Here is a 12,401-nt window from a genome sequence, read left to right as displayed (position 1 = left end):
CCGTTGATGATCCTGGTAAATCAGTTTATCAGTCCTTTTATGTTGTTACTGGCAATTGCGGCAGGGCTTTCGTTTTTCTTCCAGGAGTGGCTGGATGGTATTGCTATTATGGCTGTTATTGTGATCAACGGGGTAATTGGATTTTTTATGGAATACCAGGCAGAACGTTCTATGGAGGCGCTAAAAAAACTTACCATAGTTCCTGCAAGGGTCTTAAGAGAGGGCAGGTTATCTGAAGTGCCTTCGGAAGAATTAGTGCCTGGTGATATCATATTTATAGAAGGTGGAGATATGGTCACTGCTGATTCCAGGGTCATAAAATCGACACAATTACAAACCGATGAATCTGCGCTGACCGGAGAGTCCCTTCCCATAGAAAAAAATATGTCTGATCTACCAGAAAAAGCTCCACTTGCCGAACGTCATAACATGCTTTACAAAGGCACTTTTGTTACCAAAGGAAATGGCTATGCTATAGTGATTCAAACAGGCATGCAAACAGAATTGGGAGCTATTGCCAGCATGGTTCAACAGGCCGACCAGGCAGCAACACCGCTGGAGAAAAAGATCCAGTCGTTTAGTAAAAAACTGATCTGGATGACGGTGATCTTGCTGGTTATCATCTTTATTGCGGGAATAATAAACGGGCAAAATATAGTGCAAATGATGGAAACTTCCATTGCGCTGGCGGTTGCGGCCATTCCGGAAGGGCTGCCCATTGTGTCAACATTGGCCCTTGCGTTTGGCATGTTGCGTATGGCAAGGCATAATGTACTTGTAAAAAAATTATCATCAGTGGAAACGCTGGGAGGTACCAATGTGATTTGTACGGACAAGACAGGAACGCTGACTCAAAATAAAATCGAGGCAGCCTTTATTCAGATTAACGAAGCCGCATCAAGAATCAATCTGGATATTGCAGGCGCTTCAATCAAATGGGTGGATGGAAATGAGATTGAAGGTAAGGGGGCTTATGATCAGCTGTGCTGTGTTGCCGCTTTATGCAACACGGCTACGTATTATTTTGAAAATAACACCCAAAAAGAATCAGGTGATCCTATGGAAGTAGGATTACTGAAAATGGTTTATTGCGGACCTACCAAACAGCAGGAGTATATTAAAGAATATCCAAAGTTGGATGAAGTTCCATTTTCTTCTGACACCAAAGTAATGGCTACATTTCATGGCAATAAACAGGGATATTATATTGCCGCCAAAGGTGCAGTAGAAGAATTACTGCATTACTGCACATTTGTGTTGGAGGGTGATGAAGTTGTAACGCTTGATGAATCTAAAAGAAACGCCTGGCTCAATTTTGCCGAGCAAAGGGCACAATCTGGTTTGCGTATGCTTGCTTTTGCTTACCGGAATACCGACGAAAAGGAAAGTGAGTACTTAAATCAGTTAACCCTGGCAGGCATAATTGGCTTTATTGATCCTCCACGGCCCGAAGTTTCACAAGCCATTAAAGAATGTAAATCCGCTGGAATTAAAGTCGTAATGATTACAGGCGATCATCCTGCCACTGCAAAGAATATTGCGCTGCAGTTAGGTCTGGCTAATCAGGAAGATGAAGTAATGCATGGCAATGCTATGAAACCCTATGAGGAGCTTACTGAAGAAGATAAAACGAAGTGGCTAAATACCTCGGTCTTTGCAAGAGTTAGCCCGGCACAGAAATTAGACCTGGTATCCTTATACCAGGAAAAGAAAATGGTGGTTGGTATGACTGGTGATGGTGTAAACGATGCACCCGCCCTGAAGAAAGCAGATATAGGAATTGCCATGGGACAAAGAGGCACACAGGTAGCGCAGGAAGTGGCTGATATGGTATTAAAAGACGATGCATTTTCATCCATTGTACTTGCAATAAAACAGGGCAGGGCCATATTCGACAATATCCGGAAATTTATCATTTTCCTGCTTTCATGCAACATGAGTGAACTTTTTGTAATTGCAACGGCAGCAATCCTAAACCTGCACTTTCAGCTTTTTCCTATACAAATACTTTATATAAACCTTATAACGGATGTACTGCCGGCGCTTGCACTGGGTGTTACCAAAGCGGCTCCGCACATCATGGAACGTAAACCGTTTTCCTCCTCTGAACCCATTATTGACCCCAAACGATGGAAGGCACTATTTGTTTATTCGTCTGTAATTGCTATTGCTACAATAGGCGCAGTGTTTGCCAGCCATGAATTATTGCACGCTGATGAGGCATGGAATGCCGAGTTATGCAATAACATCCTTTTTTATACGCTTATTTTTTCGCAGGTACTGCATGTATTTAATATGTATTTCGAAAGAGGTGTGTCCTTCTTCAAATCAGAGGTGTTTACTAACCGTTATGTGTGGTATGCTGTGGTTGCCTGTATTATTCTGGCCCTTTTAGCATACTGGATTCCAGCAGTTAGTAAAGTTTTGAAAATAACCATTCACGGCTGGAAAGACTGGAGTATCATTATCGTCTTTTCATTCCTTTCACTGTTGATTAATCAACTTCTAAAACGGTTTAAAGTTATTATTTAATCAGTGAAGCATTTGCTGACTATAACGGTAACATTCAAGTAGGGAATAGCTATTATGAACGAATATTATGGTTTATGAATAAGAAAACATTTCAAACAAATCAGTTCTATGGCCTTTTACCATAATATCTTTTCTACCTATGTTTACTAACATTAACAAAGACAATTTAGCCGATTTTCTTAAAATAACTATACCTTTGTGCCGATAAAATGAAGAAGTTTCTCATTCTCATATTAACATTTACATACTTCGCCTCTACATCTGGCGCTACTGTTTACATGCATTATTGCATGGACAAGATGGTGGAATGGAATGTAGTTGGGAATGAGAAAGAAAAGTGTCCTTCATGCGGTATGGACAAAAGTAAAAAGGGCGATAACAACTGTTGTAAGGATGAACATAAGCACTTAAAAGTTACCACTGATCACAGTATAACAGAAACCTTTTTCCAGGGATTATATTTAACTGCTTTAGCCCTTCCTGTTTCATTTATCGAAGTTCCTACCATCGCGTTGTCTTCCATTACCGAAAAAAACCCAACAAGCAATGCCCCGCCACAAAGTAGCGGCATTGCCATCTACAAACGCAACTGCGTTTTCCGTATTTAAAGTTTATCTCCTTTTTTGAGCCGGGCAGTATGCTGTCGGGCTAAAGGCATTTCTATTTGCCATCATTTTCCATTTATTATAACACAAAATATATTTTATGAAATCTCTCAGGTTCATACTCATTGCAGTATTTGCAATAGCTACATCTCCTTTGTTTGCTCAACAATCAGCACCGTCTAACACCGACACGATAAAAGTATATGGTGAATGTAGTATGTGCAAGAGCCGAATTCAAAAAGCTTTAAAGCTGGAAGATATTTCAGCCGCTGAATGGGATACTGATACAAAGTTATTAACCGTTACCTATGATCCTGGCAAGATCAGTAACAATGAAATTCAAAAGAAAGTGACTGCTGTAGGTCACGATACTGAAAAGTATAAAGCAGATGATAAAGTATATGACAAACTGCCGGGCTGCTGCAAGTACGAAAGGAAAAAAGTTGAAGCAAAACAGGACCATTTACAGCACCACTAATAATAAATAAGATTTATGGTACATCGTATTATAGAATGGTCGCTGCGTAACCGGTTCATCGTGCTTGCGCTTGTAGCAGGCTTATTTGTATGGGGCGCTTTTGCCGTAAAAAACAATCCCATTGATGCCATCCCCGACCTTTCGGAAAACCAGGTTATTGTATTTACCGAATGGATGGGGCGAGGCCCGCAACTGATAGAAGATCAGGTAACTTATCCGTTGGTAACAAACCTGCAGGGGCTTCCCAAAATAAAATATGTAAGAGGTACTTCCATGTTCGGGATGAGTTTTATTTATGTGATTTTTGAAGATGATGTGGACGTTTACTGGGCAAGACAAAGAGTGCTGGAAAGATTAAGCACCATTTCGCGAAACCTGCCGCAAGGCGTTAGTCCGCAGTTAGGTCCCGATGGGACCGGTGTGGGACATATTTTATGGTACAGCCTTGATGCCCCAGGTATGGACCTGGGCGAACAAAGAGCATTACAGGACTGGTACATAAAGTTTGGTTTGCAAAATGTAAAAGGCGTCAGTGAAATTGCATCATTCGGCGGTTTTCAAAAGCAATACCAAATAACGCTTGATCCTAATAAGCTTTTATACTACAAGCTCTCTGTTAGAGATGTCATTAGTGCCGTACGTGCCAACAATAACGAAAGTGGCGGTCGCAAATTTGAGCTAAGTGACATAGGTTATGTTATAAAAACTTCCGGCTATTTAAAGTCCATTGAACAAATACAAAATATTCCGGTAAAAACAGCCAATGGTATTGCGGTAAAAGTTGCCGACATAGCAGCGGTGCAAATGACTGGCGAAACGAGGCTCGGTATTTTTGACCAGGATGGAGAAGGTGAAAGAGTGGGCGGCATTGTAGTGATGCGCTACGGCGAAAATGCTGATGCAGTAATTAATAGTGTAAAAGAAAAAATGCTGGAAGTGGCAAAAGGCTTTCCCGAAGGCGTAAAGTTTGATATCGTGTATGACCGTGGCGAACTGATTAAGCAGACAATTTCCTCTATAAAAACGACATTGATAGAAGAAATGATAGTAGTATCGCTCATCGTTATTGTATTCCTTTTTCATTGGCGAAGTGCCTTTAGCATCATTATCCAAATTCCCATCACCATTGCCATCAGCTTTATCTTGTTGAATGCCTTTGGCATTTCCTCCAACATCATGTCTCTCACCGGTATTGCACTGGCTATTGGTGTTATTGTGGACAATGGTATTATCATGAGCGAAAACGCTTACAAGCACCTGGCAGAACGTTATGCGCTATGGCAGGATGAACAAAAAAATAAAACAATATGAACTGGTTCCGGAAAAATAAAAAACCAAAAGAGAAATGGATAACCGAAGAAGAACGGTTGTCCATTATTGAAAAATCAAGTAAGCAGGTGTCACGGGGTGTGTTCTTTGCAACGGTCATCATCATTACCTCGTTTTTACCCGTTTTCATGCTTACGGGGCAAGAGGGGAAATACTTTCACCCCGTGGCATATACCAAAACGTTTATCATGATTGTTGATGCGCTTTTGGTGTTGACATTAGCGCCTGTGCTTATCTCTTTCTTCATGAAAGGAAAGTTTAGGCCTGATAATGCTAATCCGGTGAACCGTTTTTTGGAAAAAGTATATGAACCTATTATTCGATGGGTTATGAAATGGCGCAAAACAACACTCGCCATCAACATATTGGCACTGCTCATTTCTATTCCCTTATTAAGAAGCCTGGGCACTGAGTTTATGCCGCCGCTGGATGAGCAAAGCATTCTTTTTATGCCGGTTACTCTTCCCGACATTTCGAATGCTGAAGCAAAAAGAATATTGCAGGTGCAGGATAAGATCATAAAATCTGTTCCTGAAGTTGACAAGGTTTTAGGAAAAGCCGGAAGGGCAAGCACCGCTACAGATAATTCACCCATCAGCATGATTGAAACCATTATTATGTTAAAGCCACACGATCAGTGGCGGGAAGGAATTACTAAAGCAGACATTATAAAAGAACTGGATGGAAAGTTGCAAATTCCAGGTGTGGTCAATGGATGGACACAACCCATTATCAATCGCATCAACATGCTGTCAACAGGCATCAGAACCGATGTAGGTATAAAGGTGTATGGGCAAAGCCTCGATACACTGGCGGCTGTTTCAGAACGAGTGAAAATGGCACTGGAAGGAACCGCAGGCATCACCGATTTATATGTGGAACCCATCACCGGAGGCAAATATCTTTCAATTGATGTGCGTCGTGAAGATCTCGGCCGTTATGGCTTGAATGTGGATGATGTAAACCAAACGGTTGAAACAGCATTGGGTGGTGCACCCATCGGGCAAACCGTTGAAGGTCGTCAGCGTTTTTCCATCAATGTTCGCCTGGCGCAGGAGTATAGAAACAGCGTCGAGCAAATAAAAAGAATACCGCTTCAATCTACCGGGTTTGGCGAGGTGCCATTGAGTGCCGTTGCCGATATAAAATTTGAAGACGGTCCACCCATGATTAACTCTGAAAACGCATTGCTGCGGGGAGCCGTATTGTTCAATGTGCGTGACCGGGATTTAGGTAGCACCGTAGAAGAAGCCATGGAAAAACTCAACAAGCATAACGACATTTTACCTACCGGTTATTTTATTGAGTGGAGCGGTCAATACGAAAATTTAATCAGGGGGAAGCAAACTTTGATGTGGATTGCACCTATTGTACTGGTAATTATTTTCTTCTCCCTTTACTTCGCTTTTCATTCGGTACGCGAAGCATTCTTAAGTCTGATCACTGTTCCCTTTGCGTTGATTGGTGGCGCTTATATTATTTATTTCTGGGGGGTAAATCTATCGGTAGCTGTTGCCGTTGGCTTCATTGCGCTGTTTGGTATAGCAGTAGAAACGGGTATTGTAATGGTGATCTACCTTAATGATGCCATGCAGCAGCTAATCAAACTAAAAGGCAATTCAAGCGAAACTATTACAAAAGCCGATTTAAGAGAGTATGTAATACATGGTGCTGCAAAGCGCTTGCGCCCAAAGATCATGACGGTATGTGTATCATTGTTTGGTCTGGTGCCTGTTTTGTGGTCAACAGGTGTTGGAACGGATGTAATGAAACCGGTTGTGCTTCCTATGATCGGCGGGGTATTCACTTCTGCTGTGCATATTTTGCTGGTAACACCTCTCATCTTTTTAATGAGCAAAGAATATGAATTACGCAAATACGGTAAACTGGAAATACACGATGTTAAACATTAAAGAAACGACGGGGCTGTCAGCATTAAGTTCTTTGGGCAAGAGTGGTCCGGGCTATCCGCTGCAAGTCCGCCGCAAAGCCAACGCACAAAGGCTTCAGCGGGCTTTCCTTTTCTATCCCGCGGCTTTTCAACTGTATCACTTTGTTCAACATAAAAACCACGAAACATCAATATGAATAAATTATTAAATATAGCAGGGTTCTTTTTTTTGCTGCCGGTTATTGGTTTGGCACAGCAAAAAGAAGTAATGAGCCTGGCGGAAATCATACAAAAAATTGACAGTAACAACATCCTCTTGCAAAGCTATTCGCTAAAAGCAGAAGGATATAAATACAGATCAGATGCTGCGACCGCCTGGATGCCACCAATGGTAGGTGTAGGTACTTTTATGACGCCTTATCCGTTGCAAAAAGTAATGGACGACCGGGACAAAGGATCTCTCATGCTTCGGCTCGAACAGGAAATTCCAAACCGCTCAAAGCTACAGGCAAGAAAAGCGTATATACAGTCGCAGGGCAATATTGAAAATGCAACCCGGGATATAACGCTCAACGATTTTAAAGCGCAGGCCAAACGGCAATATTTCACCTGGCTTGTAGCCCTGCAAAAATTGAATGTGATTGAAAGAAATGAACAGATTTTGATGACACTGAAGAAGATTGAGGAAGTGCGGTATCCCTACAATCAGTCGCAGTTAAGCACCGTGTACCGGGCAGAAGCGGAAATACAAAGAAACCGCAACATGCTATTGATGCCGGAGGGAGACATTGCCAAAGCAAAAGCGTATCTCAACGCATTGATGAACCGTCCCGGCAACCAGGATTTTATGATTGATAGCACTTATGAGCCCGGATTTATTGCCGCACCGTTTTATGATACGGCAACGCTGTCCACGCAGCGAAAAGATGTGCTGCGCATGAATGAAAGCATCCGGTCCATGCAGCTCAACATCCAAGCGATGAACCTCGAACGCAAACCAACATTTAAAATCCAGTTCGATCACATGTCTCCGCTGTCTGGCATGATGCCGCAGGCTTACAGTGTCATGGGAATGATGTCTATACCGATTGCACCCTGGTCTAAAAAAATGTACACCTCAGAAGTTAAAGCCATGCAGTACAACATCAACGCAATGGAAAAGGAAAGGGGTGCCATGCTACAGGAAACACAAGGCATGTTGTATGGCATGCAGGCACAAATTCAAACCATGCAGAAGCGCATCCGGTCTATAGAAGAAAAGGTGATACCTGCCTTAGAAAAAACCTTTGATGCAAGCTATTTAACCTACCAGGAAAATAAATTGTCCCTAAATGTGCTTATACAAAATTGGGAAGCATTAAACATGATGCAGCTTGACCTGCTCGATGAAAAACAAAATTTATATCAAATGATCGTTGATTATGAAAAGGAATTATATAAGTAAAGTTATCATCCCACTATTGCTTTTGTTCCTCTTTGTTTCCTGCAAAGAAAAAACAGAAAGCAAATCTGTTGCTGATGCGCACCAGCACAGTAAGGAAACTAAATACACCTGCCCCATGCACCCGCAAATTATTCGCGATGAACCGGGGTCATGTCCCATTTGCGGGATGGATTTGGTTCCTATGAGCAGTTCACACGAACTGCATTTGGATAGTAGTTTATTGCCTTTATTAAAGCCGGTGAATGAGCAGGTCATTTCCACCATGCCCACCATACAAGCCGAAAGTGGTACACGAATTTTTTCAGTGCCGGTACAAGGTATTATCAGCTTTGATACCAGGAAACAGGTAAGCATATCCAGCCGCGTTGCCGGAAGAATTGAAAGAATGAATATCAAATACAATTACCAGCCGGTGAGCAAGGGACAGTTAATTATGGAAATCTATTCACCTGATCTTGCGGCAGCACAAAGGGAATTAATCTATATCAGCAGGAACGATAACGACGCATCTTTATTACAAAAAGCAAAACAAAGATTAAGTTTATTGGGTATGCAACCTGCTCAAATAGCACAAGTTATAAAAACCGGAAAACCGCTATACCGTGTACCCGTTTATAGCAGCCTAAGCGGTTATATTATTGAGAAAAACGTAGCCGCAAATGCATCACCATCTGTTATGCCAGCATCGCCAGCAGCATCAGGACGTATGGATGGTATGGGTGCTGCACCTGCCGCAGCTTCCACTATACAAAAACCTGCCTTCAGCCAGTCGCCGGTAATGACACGTGAAGGGCAATATGTAAACGCGGGGGAAACAATATTTACTATTTACCGATCCAACAGCACGGTGGCGGAATTTTCTTTTGCACCGCCACTCGCATCAGAAATTAAGCGGGGACAAAAACTAGTGTTTCATTCTGTTGCCAGTCCCGATGATGTGATGACCGGAAACATTGGCTTAATAGAACCTACCCAGCGCAATGGCGAAAGTTTTACCGTAGCCCGTGTGTATTTATCAACCCCGAATTTGCAACCCGGGAAATTGCTTACCGCAAACATTCCTGTTGTGAAATCAAATGCCTGGTGGCTTCCTGAAAAAGCAGTTTTACGGTTGGGTAATCAATCGGTTGTCTTTAAAAAAGAACAGAGTGTTTTCATTCCTACAAAAGTAAACATAGGCAGCACCATAGAGGGTATGGTGCAAATATTAGACAATATTTCAGACTGGCAGGTAGCAAAAAATGCGAGCTATCTGGTAGATAGTGAAAGCTTTATCCGCTTCAATTCAAACAAAGAAAAATGAGGAATAGCATAAAATATATGACCGTTTTACTGCTGGCAGCATTATCCGTTTTGGGGTTTAGTTCCTGCAACGATGAGCATACAGAAAATCAAACTGACACAGCAGAAAGGAAAACCTATACCTGTCCCATGCACCCGCAAATCATAAGCGATAAACCGGGCACCTGTCCTATTTGTGGGATGGATTTGGTTTTGTTTGATAAAACCAACACATCCGATTTTTTAACCCTGAGCGCGCCGCAGCAGGCATTGGCGAACATCGCTACCGATACCGTTAAAACCGGTTCATTTTCATCTTTTAAACAATTAAATGGAAGGCTTGCTGTAAATCCGGAGCAAACCGAATATATATCAAGCCGTGTAGCAGGAAGACTGGAAGTGTTATTCGTAAAAGAAACCGGTGTGTCGGTACGCAAAGGGCAGCCTTTGTATAAAATTTATTCCGAACAGTTGGCTGCTTTGCAACAGGAATATTTGATAGCGATAGCGCAGGCAACACAATTCCCGGAAGACAAAAAATTTCAGCAGTTAGCTGAGGCTGCAAAGCAAAAGTTGCTTTTATACAGCCAGACTGAAGCCCAGTTGCAACAGTTAAGAAGTAAAAAACAAACCAGTCCTTATGTAACCTATTCTTCACCGGTTAATGCTGTAGTGTCCGAATTGTTTATCACTGAAGGCCAGTATGTAGCGGAAGGGGTTTCCATCATGCGTTTGGAAGGTTATCAAAATATTTGGGTAGAAGCGGATCTGTATCCCGGCGAAGCGGGGCTTGTAAAAAAAGGAGATTTGGTAAATGTAATTATTCCCGGTTACGGGAATGAGCCGCACAAAATGCAGGTTGAATTTATCGCCCCGGCATTGCAGGCTGCCAGCCAATTATTAACGATCAGGGGAAGCATTCCTAACAATCACAATGAACTAAAAGCAGGCATGCAGGCTATTGTGGAATTGCCCGTAGCCAATTCGTTTAAAGCTATTGCGCTGCCGGTAGATGCTGTGATCCGCGATGGCAAAGGCGCACATATTTGGCTGGAAACGGGTATTGGAAAGTTTGAACCCAGAATGGTAGAAACCGGCGTTGAGAATTTTAACCGGGTAGAGATTATCAAAGGTGTAGAAGAAGGCGATGTAGTAGTGGTGTCGGGAGCCTACCTCCTGTACAGCGAGTTTGTTTTGAAAAAAGGCAAAAATCCAATGGCGGGACATAATCACTAATATATTTTTTAAACATTTTAAAATTAAAACAATGCAACATTTATTAAAAACAATCATCCCATTTGCGGCAGCAGTACTTCTTTCAGCTTGTGCCGGTAATGGGAATTCAGAAAAGAATAGCGACACCGAAGCTAATCATGACCACGCCGCAATGGAACAAAATAAGACCAATGCGAGTACAAAGCCGGTTTTAAAGAATGATAAGCTCAATGCCGTATATCAGCATTACATTCATTTAACCACGGCGCTTACCAATGGCGATGAAGCCGAAGCTAAAGTAGCCGCTAACGCCATAGAAGCAGGAGCTAAAGAAGTAAATGGAGCTTCAGCTATTGAAACTTCCGCCGCAAAAATCACCACGGCTTCAGGCATAGAAGCGCAAAGAAAAATGTATGAAGCGATGAGCAATGATATGATAACGTTGGTAAAAAAAGAGGGATTGGCTAATGGTGAATTGTATATAGTGCATTGCCCGATGGCTTTTAACGATAAAGGTGCCTCATGGATTAGTGGAAATAAAGAAATCCGCAATCCTTATTTTGGAGACAAGATGATAAATTGTGGCGCGGTGAAAGAAACTATTAATTAAACCAATCTCTTTGTCAGAACCACCCCACACTATTTAAATTAAAATTTATGAAACGAAAATTCAGTTTTGCTTTAACCGTTCTTTTTTGTAGTTGGGCAAGCCTGGCAATTGCACAGAAAGAAGAAGTTTGTTATAATCCGAACTTAGTTAAAGATACTTCTAAAAAAAGTATCAAATCTGCGGTAGAAACCAAAATCGGCTCCGAAACGATTACTATCAATTATCATTCTCCCGGAGTTAGGAAAAGGATTATTTGGGGCGGCCTGGTTCCTTACGATGAAGTGTGGGTAACGGGTGCCCATGACGCTACTACCATAACATTCAATAAAGGAATTGCCATAAATAAGGTAAATATTCCTGCAGGTAAATACGCCTTGTTTACTATTCCGGGTAAAAAGGAATGGACTGTTATTATTAACAAACATTGGAAGCAACACCTGGCAACGGAGTATGATGAAAAAGACGATGTGGTTAGACTTAAAATAAAGCCAAAGAAAAATCCCCTTACCGAAAGGCTACAATATTTTATTGATGCCGGAAAGGGAAATAACGGAACAATTGTAATGGCCTGGGAGAAAGTCAAGGTTGAATTTCCATTTAGTGTTTTATAGTTCCCGGCTTTAGCCAAACCAACTAAAAATAAATAATCCGATGGCTATCGGATCCAACAGCTTTTTAATCTTAATAATATAACTTATTCCCATAATTATATAACAGCAAGAGGCTTTCGGACATGTAGTTTTGCTAGTATAAAAAATGAAAGGATATGTCAAAAGGTAATAATAATTCTATTTCTATGCCACTGGAAGGGGTGGACAGCGAACATTGCGCCCTGATTGTTGATAAGGGATTAAGCAAAGTAAAAGGCATCACTGCCCACAAAGTAGAACTCAATAATAGCAGGGCTGTCATTGATACGGATGACGCCATTGATGTAGTGCCAAAAGCCGTAAAAGCAATTCGGGATTTAGGCTATGATGTAGCTACTGTAAAGAAATCTTTCCCGGTATTAAACA

Annotated in this window: 11 protein-coding genes; all 11 read left to right on the top strand. The window is 41.8% G+C overall.

Features of this window, described 5'->3' with window-relative positions; translation table 11 throughout:
- The coding region (locus PLE34_RS20565) for a cation-translocating P-type ATPase (RefSeq protein WP_324560115.1) at nucleotides 1-2,532 on the top strand (2,532 nt) is incomplete at its 5' end.
- 209 nt (nucleotides 2,533-2,741) lie between these two features.
- Nucleotides 2,742-3,140, top strand: a complete 399-nt coding sequence (locus tag PLE34_RS20560) for an HYC_CC_PP family protein (protein ID WP_324560113.1) — start codon at nucleotides 2,742-2,744, stop codon at nucleotides 3,138-3,140.
- Nucleotides 3,141-3,237: 97 nt separating this feature from the next.
- Nucleotides 3,238-3,615 carry a heavy-metal-associated domain-containing protein gene (locus PLE34_RS20555; RefSeq protein ID WP_324560111.1) on the top strand — a complete coding sequence of 126 codons (378 nt, stop codon included), beginning with the start codon at nucleotides 3,238-3,240 and terminating at the stop codon, nucleotides 3,613-3,615.
- 15 nt (nucleotides 3,616-3,630) lie between these two features.
- Nucleotides 3,631-4,926 (top strand): efflux RND transporter permease subunit, encoded by a 1,296-nt coding sequence (locus PLE34_RS20550; RefSeq protein WP_324560109.1) that lies wholly within the window; start codon nucleotides 3,631-3,633, stop codon nucleotides 4,924-4,926.
- Nucleotides 4,923-6,857 carry an efflux RND transporter permease subunit gene (locus tag PLE34_RS20545; protein WP_324560107.1) on the top strand — a complete coding sequence of 645 codons (1,935 nt, stop codon included), beginning with the start codon at nucleotides 4,923-4,925 and terminating at the stop codon, nucleotides 6,855-6,857. The genes PLE34_RS20550 and PLE34_RS20545 overlap by 4 nt, the downstream gene beginning before the upstream one ends.
- Nucleotides 6,858-7,028: 171 nt before the next feature.
- Nucleotides 7,029-8,279, top strand: coding sequence for a TolC family protein (locus PLE34_RS20540; protein WP_324560105.1), 1,251 nt, complete (start codon nucleotides 7,029-7,031; stop codon nucleotides 8,277-8,279).
- Nucleotides 8,257-9,582 carry a heavy metal-binding domain-containing protein gene (locus PLE34_RS20535; RefSeq protein ID WP_324560103.1) on the top strand — a complete coding sequence of 442 codons (1,326 nt, stop codon included), beginning with the start codon at nucleotides 8,257-8,259 and terminating at the stop codon, nucleotides 9,580-9,582. The genes PLE34_RS20540 and PLE34_RS20535 overlap by 23 nt, the downstream gene beginning before the upstream one ends.
- Nucleotides 9,579-10,796: an efflux RND transporter periplasmic adaptor subunit gene (locus tag PLE34_RS20530; protein ID WP_324560101.1), complete on the top strand. Its 1,218-nt coding sequence runs from the start codon at nucleotides 9,579-9,581 to the stop codon at nucleotides 10,794-10,796. Before PLE34_RS20535 ends, PLE34_RS20530 begins: the two co-directional genes overlap by 4 nt.
- A 31-nt stretch (nucleotides 10,797-10,827) precedes the next feature.
- Nucleotides 10,828-11,385, top strand: a complete 558-nt coding sequence (locus tag PLE34_RS20525; RefSeq protein WP_324560098.1) for a DUF3347 domain-containing protein — start codon at nucleotides 10,828-10,830, stop codon at nucleotides 11,383-11,385.
- 47 nt (nucleotides 11,386-11,432) lie between these two features.
- Nucleotides 11,433-11,996 carry a DUF2911 domain-containing protein gene (locus PLE34_RS20520; RefSeq protein WP_324560096.1) on the top strand — a complete coding sequence of 188 codons (564 nt, stop codon included), beginning with the start codon at nucleotides 11,433-11,435 and terminating at the stop codon, nucleotides 11,994-11,996.
- Between the two features lie 155 nt (nucleotides 11,997-12,151).
- Nucleotides 12,152-12,401, top strand: a 250-nt coding sequence (locus tag PLE34_RS20515; RefSeq protein WP_324560094.1) for a heavy-metal-associated domain-containing protein, incomplete at its 3' end; no start/stop codon positions are given.

It is taken from the genome of Agriterribacter sp. (genome assembly GCF_035445465.1).
Taxonomy (GTDB): Bacteria; Bacteroidota; Bacteroidia; order Chitinophagales; family Chitinophagaceae; genus Agriterribacter.
The sequence above is the reverse complement of the archived record's forward strand: the minus strand, read 5'-3'. Positions and strand labels throughout refer to the sequence as shown.